The 14,037-nt window shown below is 74.5% G+C and carries 12 protein-coding genes; 6 read left to right on the forward strand and 6 right to left on the reverse strand.

Features of this window, described 5'->3' with window-relative positions; translation table 11 throughout:
• Positions 1-3: 3 nt before the first annotated feature.
• Positions 4-1,056 (reverse strand): polyprenyl synthetase family protein, encoded by a 1,053-nt coding sequence (locus AOM07_RS04420; protein WP_062311590.1) that lies wholly within the window; start codon positions 1,054-1,056, stop codon positions 4-6.
• 118 nt (positions 1,057-1,174) lie between these two features.
• Between AOM07_RS04420 and AOM07_RS04425 the strand changes: the two genes are divergently transcribed.
• Both AOM07_RS04425 and AOM07_RS04430 read left to right on the forward strand, forming a co-directional pair.
• Positions 1,175-2,164 carry a DUF4192 domain-containing protein gene (locus AOM07_RS04425; protein ID WP_062311591.1) on the forward strand — a complete coding sequence of 330 codons (990 nt, stop codon included), beginning with the start codon at positions 1,175-1,177 and terminating at the stop codon, positions 2,162-2,164.
• A gap of 143 nt (positions 2,165-2,307) precedes the next feature.
• On the forward strand, positions 2,308-3,744 hold the full coding sequence (locus tag AOM07_RS04430) for an RNA polymerase sigma factor (RefSeq protein WP_062311592.1): 1,437 nt from the start codon (positions 2,308-2,310) through the stop codon (positions 3,742-3,744).
• 159 nt (positions 3,745-3,903) lie between these two features.
• Here AOM07_RS04430 and AOM07_RS04435 read toward each other — a convergent pair whose 3' ends face one another.
• The 4 genes from AOM07_RS04435 to AOM07_RS04450 all read right to left on the reverse strand — a co-directional run bounded on the left by AOM07_RS04435 (position 3,904) and on the right by AOM07_RS04450 (position 9,467).
• The gene (locus tag AOM07_RS04435; protein ID WP_156171790.1) at positions 3,904-4,347 is read right to left on the reverse strand and encodes a hypothetical protein; all 444 of its coding nucleotides are present in this window, start codon (positions 4,345-4,347) and stop codon (positions 3,904-3,906) included.
• Positions 4,348-4,716: 369 nt separating this feature from the next.
• Positions 4,717-4,917 carry a hypothetical protein gene (locus AOM07_RS04440; protein WP_156171791.1) on the reverse strand — a complete coding sequence of 67 codons (201 nt, stop codon included), beginning with the start codon at positions 4,915-4,917 and terminating at the stop codon, positions 4,717-4,719.
• Between the two features lie 121 nt (positions 4,918-5,038).
• Positions 5,039-6,505 (reverse strand): alanine/glycine:cation symporter family protein, encoded by a 1,467-nt coding sequence (locus AOM07_RS04445; RefSeq protein WP_062311595.1) that lies wholly within the window; start codon positions 6,503-6,505, stop codon positions 5,039-5,041.
• 70 nt (positions 6,506-6,575) lie between these two features.
• Positions 6,576-9,467 (reverse strand): helix-turn-helix transcriptional regulator, encoded by a 2,892-nt coding sequence (locus AOM07_RS04450; RefSeq protein WP_062311596.1) that lies wholly within the window; start codon positions 9,465-9,467, stop codon positions 6,576-6,578.
• A 233-nt stretch (positions 9,468-9,700) separates the two neighbouring features.
• Here AOM07_RS04450 and AOM07_RS04455 point away from each other — a divergent pair, with 233 nt between their 5' ends.
• Both AOM07_RS04455 and AOM07_RS04460 read left to right on the forward strand, forming a co-directional pair.
• A complete protein-coding gene (locus tag AOM07_RS04455) occupies positions 9,701-10,057 on the forward strand; it encodes a hypothetical protein (RefSeq protein WP_062311597.1) in 357 nt (118 codons plus the stop codon).
• A gap of 1 nt (position 10,058) precedes the next feature.
• Positions 10,059-10,541, forward strand: a complete 483-nt coding sequence (locus tag AOM07_RS04460; protein WP_062311598.1) for a GNAT family N-acetyltransferase — start codon at positions 10,059-10,061, stop codon at positions 10,539-10,541.
• Here AOM07_RS04460 and AOM07_RS04465 read toward each other — a convergent pair.
• On the reverse strand, positions 10,538-11,380 hold the full coding sequence (locus AOM07_RS04465) for a TspO-related membrane protein (RefSeq protein WP_500778338.1): 843 nt from the start codon (positions 11,378-11,380) through the stop codon (positions 10,538-10,540). The two genes, AOM07_RS04460 and AOM07_RS04465, sit on opposite strands and share 4 nt — an antisense overlap.
• Positions 11,381-11,484: 104 nt before the next feature.
• Between AOM07_RS04465 and AOM07_RS04470 the strand changes: the two genes are divergently transcribed.
• Both AOM07_RS04470 and AOM07_RS04475 read left to right on the forward strand, forming a co-directional pair.
• On the forward strand, positions 11,485-13,590 hold the full coding sequence (locus AOM07_RS04470; RefSeq protein WP_062311600.1) for a DNA gyrase/topoisomerase IV subunit B: 2,106 nt from the start codon (positions 11,485-11,487) through the stop codon (positions 13,588-13,590).
• A complete protein-coding gene (locus AOM07_RS04475) occupies positions 13,587-14,036 on the forward strand; it encodes a hypothetical protein (RefSeq protein WP_062311601.1) in 450 nt (149 codons plus the stop codon). The genes AOM07_RS04470 and AOM07_RS04475 overlap by 4 nt, the downstream gene beginning before the upstream one ends.
• Position 14,037 lies beyond the last annotated feature (1 nt).

Genomic DNA, 14,037 nt, shown 5'->3' on the forward strand with positions numbered 1-14,037 from the left:
GCCTCAGGCGCTGCGGTCGACCGCGGCGTCGACGAGCCCCAGCACGGGCGCCGGGTCGGGGAGGGCGGCGCTCACCGCCGCGCGCGCCTCGGCGGCGTGCCGGCCGATCTGCTCCTCGACCGCGTCGATCGCGCCCGCCTCGCGGATCGCGTCGATCGCGCGCCGGATCTCCTCGTCGCCCGCGTCCGCGCGGCCGAGCACCGCGAGCACCGCGGCCCGCTGCGCGTCGTCGCCGTGCGTGACGGCGTGCCACACGAGCAGCGTGCGCTTGCCCTCGCGCAGGTCGTCTCCCACGGGCTTGCCCGTGCGCTCCGGCGCGCCCGTGAGCCCGAGCACGTCGTCGCGGAGCTGGAAGGCGGCGCCGAGCGGAAGGCCGGCGTCGCGCAGCGCAGCGACGGTCGTGGCGGACGCCCCCGCCGCGGCGGCGCCGAGCGCGAGCGGGAACTCGGCCGTGTACGAGGCGGTCTTGGCGCGCATGATCGTGCGGATGTCGTCGTCGAGGCCGGCGAGCGCGTCGACGGGCGAGACCGCCACGCGCATGTCGAGGTGCTGCCCCGCGGTCACGAGCGCCGCCATCTCGTCGAAGAGGTCCGCGACCCGGTCGCCCACCCGGCGCGCGGCGACCGAGGCGCCGCGCTGGGCGGCCACGAGGGCGACGTCGCCGGCGAGGATCGCGCCGGAGCGCCCGTACGCCGCCGGGTCGCCGTGCCAGCCCGCCTCGCGGTGCTGCGCCTCGAAGACCTTGTGCGCCGCGGGCCGGCCGCGGCGCGTGTCCGAGCCGTCCAGGACGTCGTCGTGGAGCAGCGCGGCGGTCTGGAAGAGCTCGAGCGCGGCGGCGAGCCCCAGCGCGGCCTCGCGGTCGCTGCCCGAGCAGCCGTCGAAGGCCGCGAGCAGGAGACGGCCGCGGAAGGCCTTGCCGCCCTCGGACGATGCGGCGAGCCGGGCGGCGATGTCGTCCGCCGCCACCCCGGCCGGCGCCATCGCCGCGGCGGCCCACGCGAGCAGGCGGGCGGTGCGGTCGGCGATCTCGGGGCGGGGGTCCTCGGCGGTGCGCATGCGACCAGCGTAGGGGCGGGGGAGCGGCCGATGTCCCCGCCCCCGGCCCGCCGCCGCACCGTCCACCGATGCGCACGTTCCGGTGCGACGGGCGGGGCGGCGCGCCGAGCCTGGGCGCATGACGACGATCACCGGACCCGGCGAGCTGGTCTCGCTCCTGCCCTCCCTGCTCGGCTTCGAGCCGCGCGAGAGCGTCGTGGCGGTGCTGCTGCGCGAGCGTGGCGCCCTCGGAGCGATCCTGCGGCTCGACGTGTGGGACCTGGTCAACGACGCGGCGTCCGAGGCCGCGCGCGACCTCGCGCGGATCGCGATGCAGGAGGGTGCGCGCCGGGCCGTGGTGGTGGGCTACGCGGACGACGAGGACGACGGCTGTCTCGCGGTCGCCACCGCCGCGGTCGCGCTCGAGGAGACGGTCGCCGCGGTCGAGACCTGGATGGTGGCCGGCAGCCGCTACTACTGCCCGTCGTGCGAGGACCCGCGCTGCTGCCCGCCGGGCGGGCGCACGGTGCCCGCAGCGCGACCCGGAGGGACGTCCGCGTGGTCCGTAGCGGCGGATCCGGGCGCGTCGCGCGCCCCCGCGCGCGAGCGGCGTCTCGCCTCGCGCGCGGCCGGACGCTGGGAGGACCGCGCGGCGAAGGACCTGGAGGCCTGGCGCGAGGCGTCGGCGCGTTGCTGGCGGGTCGCGCTCGAGGAGGGGGCGGACGGCCCGGCGCCGCTCGGCCGCCTGGCCGCGGCGCTCGGCGACGTGCGGGTGCGGGACGCGCTGCTGCTCATGCTCGTGCCCGGCGCGAGCCGCGCGGTCCGCGACGCGCTCGCGGGGCGCGACTCCGCCGCGATCTCGAAGGCGCTCGGCGTGGGGATGCGCCCGACGCGGCCGCCGGATGCGGGCCGGGTCGCGCTCGTCACGGACCTGCTCGTCGCCGTGCTCGAGCACGCGCCGCAGCGGTTGTGCGCGCCCGCGGCGGCGACGCTCGGCGTGATCGCGTGGTGGGAGGATGATCCCGACGTCGCCCGCGCGTGGTGCGCGATCGCGCTCGACCACGATCCGGGGTATCGTCTCGCGCTGCTCACGCTCGCCCTCATCGATGCGGTCGGGTCTCCGCCGTGACCCTCGCGGGTTCCCGGGATCCGGAGATCCTCGGCCGTGTCGCGGAACGATCTCGTTGACATGGGCGTTACAATCTAATGGATTTGCGCGAGGCGATCAGCGGGGCCTCACCATCCACTCCGTGACAGGTCGAGAGGGTAGCCGTGTCGCCGAAGCAGCCGGGTCGCGCCGACGGTTCCACCGTCGGTGCGGAGACGCGTCGTACGCGACGTCCCGATCGCGCAACCCCCGCATCGTCCGACGCTTCGCTGCCGCATGCCGACAGCTTGATTGAGAAGGAGAAGGCCACGACTACCGCAGCCGCATCCAAGTCCACCGGGGCCTCCACGAAGGCCGCCCCCAAGCGCGCCGCCAAGGCCGACGCCGAGGCGGTCGAGGAGACCACCGAGGCGACCGCCGCGCCCAAGCGCAAGGCCGCCCCGAAGCGTGCGACCAAGACCACGGCCAAGACCACGGCCAAGGCCTCCGCCAAGAAGGCGAAGGACGTCGAGGAGCAGGAGGACGCCGAGGTCGACCAGGACGACCTCGAGGTCGACGACGCCGAGGTGAAGGCGGCCGCGGACGAGGAGTCGGGCACCAAGCGCGCCGGCGAGGAGGAGTCCGACAACCGCGGCTTCGTCCTCGGCACCGGCGACGACGACGCCCCCGTCCAGCAGGTCATGACCGCGGGCGCCACGGCGGACCCGGTCAAGGACTACCTCAAGCAGATCGGCAAGGTCGCCCTCCTCAACGCCGAGCAGGAGGTGGACCTCGCCAAGCGCATCGAGGCCGGCCTGTTCGCCGAGGAGAAGCTGTCCTCGGGCGAGAAGCTCGCCCCCAAGCTCCGCCGCGAGCTCGAGTGGATCGCGAACGACGGCCGCCACGCCAAGAACCACCTGCTCGAGGCGAACCTGCGCCTCGTCGTCTCGCTCGCCAAGCGCTACACCGGCCGCGGCATGCTGTTCCTGGACCTCATCCAGGAGGGCAACCTCGGTCTCATCCGCGCGGTCGAGAAGTTCGACTACACCAAGGGCTACAAGTTCTCGACCTACGCCACCTGGTGGATCCGCCAGGCCATCACCCGTGCGATGGCGGACCAGGCCCGCACCATCCGCATCCCGGTGCACATGGTCGAGGTCATCAACAAGCTCGCGCGCGTCCAGCGCCAGATGCTCCAGGACCTGGGCCGCGAGCCCACGCCGGAGGAGCTGGCCAAGGAGCTCGACATGACGCCCGAGAAGGTCGTCGAGGTCCAGAAGTACGGCCGCGAGCCCATCTCGCTGCACACCCCGCTCGGTGAGGACGGCGACAGCGAGTTCGGCGACCTCATCGAGGACTCCGAGGCCGTGGTCCCCGCGGACGCCGTGGGCTTCACCCTCCTCCAGGAGGAGCTGAGCAAGGTCATGGACACGCTCAGCGAGCGCGAGGCCGGCGTCGTCGGCATGCGCTTCGGCCTCACGGACGGCCAGCCCAAGACGCTCGACGAGATCGGCCGCGTCTTCGGCGTCACGCGCGAGCGCATCCGCCAGATCGAGTCGAAGACCATGTCGAAGCTGCGTCACCCGTCGCGCTCGCAGGTCCTCCGCGACTACCTGGACTGATCACCGCTCCGAGAGCGACAGCAGAGGCGCCCTTCCCCGCATCGGGGGAGGGCGCCTTCGCGTTGCGGGGTCCATGGCGGGCGGGCGGCGGGCGGCGACACCGACGCGCGCTTCCGCACGGTGTGCGGGGCCCCGCGCTGCCGTCGGCGCCCCGCCGGCTCAGCCCGCCGGGCGGAGCGTCACCTTGGCCGCCTCGATCCATTCGATCGCGTGGTCCTCGCGCAGGCACAGGTACTCCGGCGGCTCGGTGCTGCACGCGGCGAGGACGGTGAGGTGGGCGGTGGCGTCGCCGCGCAGCACGGCCCTGATCGGCGTGTCGAACCGCACCCAGCTGTCCCTGCCGGTCGCGGTCTGCGCCGCCGCCGTGGCGATGCCGCGCGCGATGACGTCGGCGGCCACGATGATCGCCAGGAAGAGGAAGAACCCGCCGACGAGGGCGACGATCTGCCACTCGTCGAAGCTGAGGTTCTCGACGTTGGCGACGATGAGCGACGCGATCGCCGCCACGACCGGCGCTCCCAGCCCCGTGATCTTCGTGATGCTGAACGCGGGTGCCTTCACCACCGTCGCGCTCTCGCTGCCCTCGTTGGTCAGCCAGTTCATCTTCGCCATGATCGCCCCCCGGAGCGTCGGCGGGCGTGAGCAGCCCGTACCTCCATCCTCCCTGTTCGCGAGGCGGGGTGCGACTCGTCGCGTGCCGGGCGCCGGGGGCGCGCGAGCGCTGCGAGCGCTGCGAGCGCGACCCGGCCGGACCCGTTCCGCGAGCCACGAATCCTGGCTCCGCGCGCGACGCCGGAGGCGCCCTTCCTCCCCCTCGAGGAAGGGCGCCCGTCGCCGAGCTTCCCGCAGGAGCCGCGATCCGCCGGAACCGTCGACAGGCTCGCCGTAGCGGCGGGCCGGCGGATCGCGGTGCGTGGTGCGACCGGGCGGCCGGGTGGCCGGGATGCGGCCGGGGTCGGGACGCTGCGGCCGTCAGGCGTACGCGCGGCGGATCGCCACGCTGCGTCGCACCGCCCGCAGCGGGTGCGTGACCCACGCGCGCCAGGTGGCGCGGCGGTCCGTGGGCCGGGCCGCGCGGAGCGCCTCGAGGCGCTCGCGGCGCTGCTCGGCGAGGCGGTCGAGGTCGGCCGCGCGGGTCTCGAGATACAGGGCGTTCATTCCGAGGTCGTTCATGATGCTCCCCCTGCCGGCGCCGGCCGTTCCGGCGTCCCGACACCACCGAGACTGCGCTCTGAGGCGCCCCTCGGGCATCGGGCAGGTGCCCTATCTTTCGTGCCGCGCGCCGCCTGGGTGGTCAGGTCCGGGTGGCCTCGTCCTGGGGCGGAAGGCCGGTCACGGAACGCTCGTCCTCCCAGACCTCGACCCCCGGGATGCCGGGCACGCGGTCGCGCGTGTAGACCGGGTCGCGGCCCGCGCGCTCCTGCGCCGTGAAGTCCCTGAGCAGGGCGAAGACGTGACGGGAGAGCGGCGCGAGCGCGATGAGGTTGAGCAGCGCCAGCACGCCGAGCAGCAGATCCGCGAGGGACCACACCAGCGACGCCGACACGAGCCCGCCGATCGCCACGAGCGCGATGACCGCGATGCGGTAGCCCGCCAAGGCCGCGGGGCGGCCGGTGATGTACTCGATGTTCGACTCGCCGTAGAAGTACAGGCCCAGGATCGTGCTGAAGGCGAGCAGGAACACGATCACCGACAGCAGCGCCCCCGCCCAGCTGCCCAGCGAGCCCACCACCGCATCGTGCGTGAGGGCGATGCCCGGCTCGGCCGTCTCGAGGTCGGGACGCGTGACGAGGATGATGAAGGCGGTGATCGAGCACACGAGGAACGTGTCGAAGTAGACGCCGAGCGACTGCACCAGCCCCTGCTTGACCGGGTGGGTGGTCGCGGCGCTCGCGGCCGCGTTCGGGGCGGTGCCGAAGCCGGCCTCGTTCGAGAACATCCCGCGCTGGACGCCCGTGAGGATGACGGTGCCGAGCGCGCCGCCCGCGACCGCCTCGCCGGACACCGCGTCCTCGAAGATCGCCGACAGCATGGGACCGATCGCGTCCACGTGCAGGACGACGATCACCAGCCCCAGGCCGAGGTACAGCAGCGCCATGAGCGGCACGAGCGTCTCCGTCACCAGCGCGATGCGGTGCGCGCCGCCGAAGATCACCCCGGCGGTGAGGGCCGCGACCGTGAGGGCCACCGCGGGAGCCACCCAGCCGGGCGCGCCGCCCGTGAAGCTGCCGGTGACGGCCTCCGCGATCGTGAAGGACTGGAGCATCGTGACCGCGAACGGTGCCGCGGCGATGAGCACCACCGCCAGGACGATGCCGAGCCAGCGGGCGCGCAGGCCGCGCTCGACGTAGTACGCGGGACCGCCGCGGAAGCCGGAGGGGTCGCGGTGCTTGTACAGCTGCGCGAGCGTCGCCTCGATGAAGCTCGTCGCCGCGCCCACGAGCGCCATGAGCCACATCCACGCGATCGCGCCGGGCCCGCCGACCGCGATCGCGGTGCCGACCCCGGCGATGTTGCCGATGCCGACGCGCGACGCCGCCGACACCGTGAAGGCCTGGAACGCCGACAGCGACTGGGGGCGGCCCGCGGCGTCCGTGGGGGTGCGGTCCGTGAGCCCCTTCACCATGCGCGGGAAGAGCCGCACCTGGACGACGCCGGAGCGGAACGTGAAGTACAGCCCGAGCACCGCGACGACCGGCAGCACCGCCCACGTCCAGAGGGTGTCGGTGGCCTCCGCGATCAGGCTCTCGAGCGCGTCCATGGTCCTCCTACGCTAGGCGCTGCGGGGACGATGCGCCTGGTCGGGGGCAGGTCCCGACGGCGGAGACGGGTCACGCGGCATCGCGACGATGCGCGGCGAACCACGCCGCGGCCTCGGCCCGGTTGGCGGCACCGATCTTCGCGAGGATCGCGGACACGTGGACGCTGGCCGTCTTGGACGCGATGTGGAGGCGCGTGCCGATCTGCGGGTTGGTCATGCCGGAGGCGACGAGCGCGAGCACCTCGCGCTCGCGGGCGGTGAGGGTGCCGAGCCCCGACGGCTCCGCGTCGCGGCGGGACATCGCCTCGCGGGCCCAGCGGCCGATGAGGGCGGCGCCCTCCTCGGGCGCCTCGCGCGCGACCCGGGCGAGCAGGTCGTCGGCCGTGCGCCGGTCGCCGTCGCGGCGCGCGGACAGTGCGAGCCGGAGCCGGGACTCGTGGAGGAGCCGGCGGGGCGGGCCGCCGGCCTCGCACGCGTCGACCGCGGCCCGCCAGGCGGCGGTGACGTCGTCCTCGGCGAGCAGCGCCGACGCGATCGCGGCCGTGTGCGCGGTGGCCGGGTGCGGCGGCTGCGCGTCGCGGATCTCGCGCACCCGGGCGTCGAGCTCCGCGTCGGCGTCGATGCGTGCGGCGCGTGCGGAGGCGATCGCGCGGCACGCCGCGAGCAGGAGCAGCGGCGTCGCCGACACCTCCCGCAGCGCCTCCGGGTGGAGCAGCCGCCGCGCGTCGGCCAGGGCGGCCTCGCGCAGACGCAGGGACTCGACGGGAGAGGCCTGCGCCGCGCGGGCGAGCGCGGCGTCGACGGTGAGCCCGGCCCAGTTGAAGGCGGCCTCGGCGTCGTCCTCGGGGCGCGCGACCAGCGGTTCCGCGCGGGCGAGCACCTCCTCGGCGGCGTCGAGGCGTCCGTCCCACAGCGCGGCCAGCGCCTCGAGCTCGAGCAGGAACTCCTCCCACCGCGGGGACTCGCCCCGCAGCAGCGCGGCCGAGCGGCGCAGGTGGGGGAGCGCCTCGTCCCCGCGGCCGGCGTTGACGAGCGCCTCCGCGACGTTCGCGGCGATGGGCGCGCCGATCGAGCGCTCGAGGCCCTCGTCGATCGCCTCCGTCAGGGCGGTGAGGCCGGCCTCGACCGCGTCGTCGTAGCGGCCGAGCCGGTTGAGGGTGTCGACCACGTTGGCCGTGGCGCAGCGTCCCCACAGCATCGCACCCCCGTCGACCTCGAGCGCCTCCCGGAGGTCGACCAGCGCGTCCTCGTAGCCGCCCTCGCGGCAGCGCACGACCGCGCGCTTGCACAGCGCCATCGACACCACCGCCGGGTCGGCGGACCGGGAGGCGAGGGCGACGCACGCGTCCGCGAGCGCGGCGGACTCCGGCGCGCCGGCGACGTGCGCGCGGGTCGCGAGCGCCTGCACGCGGTACGGCAGGGCGGCCGGGTCGTCGCGGTCGCCCAGCAGCGCCTCGAGCGGGGCGAGGTGCGCCGCGGCCGCGCCGTCGCCCACGTGCTCCGCGGCGAGCGACATGGCGGCGGCGTGGAGGCGCGCCCGCTCGAGCTCGGCGCCGTCGTCGGGCGCGGCGGCGAGCGCGTGCTCGATCACGCGCATCGCGGCGCGGCCCTGGCCGGCGTCGCGGAGGTCCTCGGCCACCTGGCAGCGGACCGCGAGCTCGGACAGCCCCACGACGCCCTCGGGGTCGGTGGTCCGGTCCCACAGCTCGAGCAGCTGCTCGCCGAGTCGCGCGGCGGTCGCGACGGCGTACTCGCCCCGCGCGGCGTCGACGGCGACGACCGTCGCGGCGAACGCGCGGTCGAGGTCGTGGGCGGCGGCCCAGTGGTGCGCGGCGCCCGCCGCGAGCGCGGTGTCGCCGGCGTCGACGAGGCGCTGGAAGATCGCCGCGAACGTGCGGTGCGCGGCGACGCGCTCCCGCGGCAGCAGCTCGCCGTAGACGGCCTCGCGCAGCAGGGCGTGGTGGAAGGCCAGGGACTGCCCGTCGGCGCGCAGGGCGCCCGCGGCAAGCGCGTCGCGCAGCCCCCGCGAGAGGCTCTCCTCGTCGCCCGTCCACGCCTCGGCGAGCAGCGCATCGTCCACGCGCTCGCCGGCGACGCTGAGCAGCCGCGCCACCTCCTGCGCCTCGGTGCCGAGGCGCTCGTAGCGTGCCAGCACGATGTCCTCGAGCGTGCCGCCGAGCGGACCGTCCGGTCCCAGCACGAGCTCCTCGACGTAGAGCGGGACACCCTCGGCGCGGGCGTGCACCGCGGCGACGGTGGCGGCGGGCGGCTCGGATCCCGTGAGCAGGCGGATCTGCTCGGCGACCTCGTGGCGCTCGAGCCTGCCCACGTCGAGCGTGCGGATCGCCCGGTTGCGCTCGAGCTCCGCGATGACGGCGCGGAGGGGGTGGCCGCGTGAGACGTCGTCGGCCCGGTACGTGAGGAGGAGCGTGAGCCGGCTCCCGCGCAGCGTCGCGGCGAGCGTGCGCACCATGGCGCGGGTCGCATCGTCCGCCCAGTGGAGGTCCTCGAGGACGAGCACGAGGTGACGGTCCGCGGAGAGGTGCTCGATGACGCGCTCGACGGCCTCGGAGACGAAGTCGGCCCCCGTCGGCGGGGGAGCGTCGCCGCCCTCGTCCAGCTCGGGGACGAGGCGGGCGAGCGTCGCGCGCACCCGGGCGCTGCCGGCCGCCTCGCCGAGCCCGACCACGCCCACCTCGCACGCGAGCTCGTGCAGCAGGCGGCGGACCGCGCCGAACGGCGCCCCCACGGTCCCCGCGTCGACGCTGGCCCCGGTGGCGACCACCGTCGAGGGCATCGCGCGGGCGCGCGCCACGGCCTCCCTCACGAGCCGCGACTTGCCGATGCCGGCCTCGCCGCGGACGATCACCGCGGCGGGCTCGCCGCGGGATCCCGAGGCGAGGGCCTCGGCGAGGATGCCCATCTCGCTCTCGCGCCCCACGAGGCGCGGCGACTCTCGCATCTCGCTCACCTGGATCGCCGTCCCCGCGTGCGCGCGGCGACGCCCCCTGCGCCGCCGGGTCGGGCGAGGAGGTGCTGCGGCGGCCCGGACGGGAAGCGCCCCCCGCGTCCCGGCGCGTCGTGCGCCATGGGCTCATCGTCGCACCGCGACGCGCCTGGTGGAAGGGGCGATCGGGGCAGGAGGCGGCAGGCAGTAGCATCGTGCCGTCCGACCCGACCCCGAGGAGTGCCACCGTGACCGTCCTTCGCTACGCCCTGCTGGTGCTCCACTTCGTGGGCCTAGCCGCGATCCTCGGCCCCGCCCTCGAGCAGCTCAAGGCCGACACCAAGCGGATCACTATGGTGATGGTCTGGGGTGCGCGGGCGCAGCTGCTCACCGGCCTGGGCCTCGTCGCGCTCGCGGAGATCCGCGCCGGCCAGGTGGACGACTTCGAGGTCGACCACGTCAAGATCGCGGTCAAGCTGCTCGTCGCGCTCGCGATCGTCGGCATCGCGGAGGCCACGCGCAAGCGCGAGAACCCCGTCACGCCCTTCTGGATCGTCTCCGGCCTGACGCTCGTCAACATCGTCGTGGCCGTCGCATGGCGCTGACGTGATCGAGGTCCGCCCTGCCGTCACGGCGGACGCCGCCGAGATCGTCCACCTCGGCGCGCTCATGTACAAGGCGGTGGGCGCCAAGCCCACGCCCACATGGGCGGTGGAGTCGACGCGCATGGTGCGCGAGCGGCTCGACAAGGACCTCTTCGGCATGGTGATCGACGCCCCCGAGGGCGGCCTGGCGGCCTGCGGGCTCGTCAACGTCGCGCCCCGGCTCGCACGCCCCGGCGCGGATGCGCACCAGATGGGCTACATCCAGTGGGTGTCGACCGCGCCGCAGCACCAGCGCAAGGGCTACGCCCGGGCGATCATGGAGGCGCTGCTCGACGAGACCGACCGGCGCGGCATTGAAGTGGTCGAGCTCCACGCGAGCCCGGCCGGACTGCACCTCTACCAGGACCTCGGCTTCTTCATCAAGCACGACAACGTGGCGATGTCCTCGGTGCGCCGCCGCCCGCGCGGGCAGGGACCGGCCTAGCCGCGCTCCCGCTGGTGGCGCGCCCACCGCAGCACGCGCACGTGGGTGGCGACGGTCGTGACGGCCGTGGTGAGCACGATGGCGCCGGCGGCGCCGATCGCGGTCCACCCGACGATCGTGTCCTCGGGGGTGCCGTGGAGCCGGCCCTCTCCGATCCAGGCGAGGCCCCACGCGAGGGTGGCCGTGGTGGTCCACGCGAGCACGGGGGAGATCGACAGGTCGCGGACCATCGCGATGCCGAGGAAGCCCGTGGCGACCAGGACGCCGACCGCGACCGGCATGCCGTCGCCCGGGTCGCTGCCCAGCCACCACGCGGCGACGGCGGTGATGTTGGCGACGGTCGCGACCGTGGCCCAGCCGAGGTAGAGCCCGACGGGGGCGTCCGACACGGCGGCGACGAGGAACGACGCGGGGCGTGCGCGGCACAGCCGCGCGGCCGCGAAGCCGAGCGCGACGAGGATCGCCGCGAGCACGCCGACGGACGCCGCGAGCCATTCGCGCTGGACCACGTAGATCCACGCGGCGTTGAGCACCATCGCGGCGAGCACGGGCCACGCGATGCCCCGGAGGCGGGGGCTGGAGCCGAGCGTCGGCAGGGCCTGGACCACGGCGAACACGGCGAGCGCCGCGTAGATCACGGACCACACGCCGAAGGCGGGGGTGGCGGGCGCGAGCAGCGTCGCGTCCGAGGCGAGGACGCCGTCCGCCGCCTCCTCGATCGGGGTGCCGCCGAAGGCACCCGATCCCCACGCCGCGCCGACGATCGCCAGCACCGCCCCGATCGCCACCAGGGCGCGTTGCGCCACGCCCCAGGGCGAGATCTCCCGCTCCACCGTCATCGTCACTTGGGCCCCTTCCTGCCAGGGCTAACGCTCCCACGTCCGCATTTCATCCGCACGCTCAGCGGTGCGGCGGCGCGTCGCCGTCGGACGGCCCAACTAGGATGTCCGCCGTGGCGAACGACTACTCCGCTAGGCACCTGTCCGTCCTCGAGGGCCTCGAGGCGGTGCGCAAGCGACCCGGCATGTACATCGGCACCACGGACTCGCGGGGCCTCATGCACTGCCTGTGGGAGATCATCGACAACTCCGTGGACGAGGCCCTCGGCGGCTTCGGCGACCGGATCGAGATCGTGCTGCACCCCGACGACTCGGTGGAGGTGCGCGACTTCGGCCGCGGCATCCCCGTCGACGTCGAGCCCAAGACCGGGCTCACCGGCGTCGAGGTCGTCATGACCAAGCTCCACGCGGGCGGCAAGTTCGGCGGCGGCTCGTACGCCGCGTCGGGCGGCCTCCACGGCGTCGGCGCCTCGGTGGTGAACGCGCTGTCCGAGCGGCTCGACGTGTGGGTCGACCGCGGCGGCAAGACCCACCACATGGGCTTCCGCCGGGGCGAGCCCGGCTACTTCAAGGACCCGGCCAGCGGCCCGGTCCCGGACGCGGACTTCGTGCCCTTCGTCACGGGCTCCGAGCTCGCGATCGTCGGCAAGGTGGCCAAGGCCCGCACCGGCACCCGGATCCGGTACTGGGCGGACCGTCAGATCTTCAACAAGACCGCATCGTTCACGTACGACGATCTGCTCGTGCGCGCCCGCCAGACCGCGTTCCTCGTGCCCGGGCTCACGCTCGTCGTGCGCGACGAGCGCAACCCGGCCGAGCCGCACGAGGAGGAGTTCCGCTACGAGGGCGGCGCCCGCGACTTCGTCGACTTCATCGCCTCGGACGCGGCCGTCACCGACACGTGGGAGCTCACCGGTGAGGGCACGTACACGGAGACCGTCCCGGTCCTCAAGCCGAACGGCCACCTCGTGTCCGAGGAGGTCGAGCGCGAGTGCCGCGTCGACGTGGCGCTGCGCTGGGGCACCGGCTACGAGACCGAGACCCGGTCCTTCGTCAACATCATCTCGACGCCCAAGGGCGGCACCCACCTGGCCGGCTTCGAGGCCGGCCTGGTCAAGGTGCTGCGCGCGCAGATCGCCGCGAACGCGCGGCGCCTCAAGCTCACCGGCAAGGACGGCGCCGAGCGCATCGAGAAGGACGACATCATGGCGGGCCTCACCGCGGTGGTGACGGTCCGGATCCCCGAGCCGCAGTTCGAGGGCCAGACCAAGGAGGTGCTCGGCACCGGACCCGTGCGCGGCATCGTCGCCAAGGTGGTCGAGCAGGAGCTCACCGCGATCCTCACGTCGAGCAAGCGCGACACGAAGGCGCAGGCCAACACCGTCCTCGAGAAGGTCGTCGCCGAGATGCGAGCCCGCGTGGCCGCACGCAAGCAGAAGGAGATCTCGCGCCGCAAGAACGCGCTCGAGACCTCCTCGCTGCCCGCGAAGCTCGCGGACTGCCGCTCCAACGACGTCGAGCAGTCCGAGCTGTTCATCGTCGAGGGCGACTCGGCGCTCGGCACCGCGAAGCTCGCGCGACGCTCCGACTTCCAGGCGCTGCTGCCCATCCGCGGCAAGATCCTCAACGTGCAGAAGGCGTCCGTCACGGACATGCTGCACAACGCCGAGTGCGCGTCGATCATCCAGGTCGTCGGCGCGGGCTCGGGCCGCACGTTCGACCTCGAGGCCGCGCGCTACGGCAAGATCATCCTCATGACGGACGCGGACGTCGACGGCGCCCACATCCGCACCCTGCTGCTCACGCTGTTCTTCCGCTACATGCGCCCCCTCGTCGACGCGGGCCGCGTGTTCGCCGCCGTGCCGCCGCTGCACCGCGTCGAGGTCTCCGGCTCCGCGCGCCGCGAGAAGGAGTACATCTACACGTACTCCGAGAAGGAGCTCCAGGAGACGCTGCGCGACCTCAAGCGCGCGGGCCGCAAGTACAAGGAGGACATCCAGCGCTACAAGGGCCTGGGTGAGATGGACGCGGACCAGCTCGCGGAGACCACCATGGACCCCGGGCACCGCACGCTGCGCCGCGTCACCAGCGCGGATGCCGCGGCGGCGGAGCGCGTGTTCGAGCTGCTCATGGGCAACGACGTCGCGCCGCGACGGGACTTCATCATCGCGGGCGCCGCCTCGCTCGACCACTCGCGGATCGACGCATGAGCGGCCTGCCGGGCCGGGCGCCCGAGAGCCACGAGGGCGCGCCGCCGTGCCCCGTCCACCCCTACGGCTTCCACGCCCGGCCGCGTGTGCGGCCGGCGGGGAGCGCGAGCGTCTTCCGAGACGCGTCGCCGATCGGCCTCCCCGCGCGCTGCCCGCAGCTCGAGCACGAGCTCGACGAGGCGGACCGTGAGGTCGACTTCATCGACGAGCTGTGGATGCGCGAGCGCGCCGCCCGCGGCTTCGGGCTCACGCTCCTGGGGGTCGCGCTCGTCGCGGCAGTCGTGGCGGGGCTGGTCCTCGGCTCGGCCGGGACCGGTGCGGTTGTCGCATCGGTGCTGGTCGGGGGAGCGGTCGTGGTCGGCCTCGACCGGGCCGACCGTGCGATCCACCGCGAGCGCCTCCGTCGCGTGCGCGACTGGCACCGCCGCGTCGGCACGCCGCGCTAGC

Origin of the sequence: Demequina rhizosphaerae, assembly GCF_000971255.1 — a bacterium.
In the GTDB taxonomy this organism is placed as follows: domain Bacteria; phylum Actinomycetota; class Actinomycetes; order Actinomycetales; family Demequinaceae; genus Demequina; species Demequina rhizosphaerae.

Coding starts and splice junctions, on each gene's coding strand:
- AOM07_RS04445 (WP_062311595.1), bottom strand. CDS start 6,505: ATGGACGCGCTCGAGAGCCTGATCGCGGAGGCCACCGACACCCTCTGG.
- AOM07_RS04420 (WP_062311590.1), bottom strand. CDS start 1,056: ATGCGCACCGCCGAGGACCCCCGCCCCGAGATCGCCGACCGCACCGCC.
- AOM07_RS04450 (WP_062311596.1), bottom strand. CDS start 9,467: ATGCGAGAGTCGCCGCGCCTCGTGGGGCGCGAGAGCGAGATGGGCATC.
- AOM07_RS04475 (WP_062311601.1), top strand. CDS start 13,587: ATGAGCGGCCTGCCGGGCCGGGCGCCCGAGAGCCACGAGGGCGCGCCG.
- AOM07_RS04465 (WP_500778338.1), bottom strand. CDS start 11,380: ATGACGGTGGAGCGGGAGATCTCGCCCTGGGGCGTGGCGCAACGCGCC.
- AOM07_RS04440 (WP_156171791.1), bottom strand. CDS start 4,917: ATGAACGACCTCGGAATGAACGCCCTGTATCTCGAGACCCGCGCGGCC.
- AOM07_RS04425 (WP_062311591.1), top strand. CDS start 1,175: ATGACGACGATCACCGGACCCGGCGAGCTGGTCTCGCTCCTGCCCTCC.
- AOM07_RS04470 (WP_062311600.1), top strand. CDS start 11,485: ATGTCCGCCGTGGCGAACGACTACTCCGCTAGGCACCTGTCCGTCCTC.
- AOM07_RS04435 (WP_156171790.1), bottom strand. CDS start 4,347: ATGAACTGGCTGACCAACGAGGGCAGCGAGAGCGCGACGGTGGTGAAG.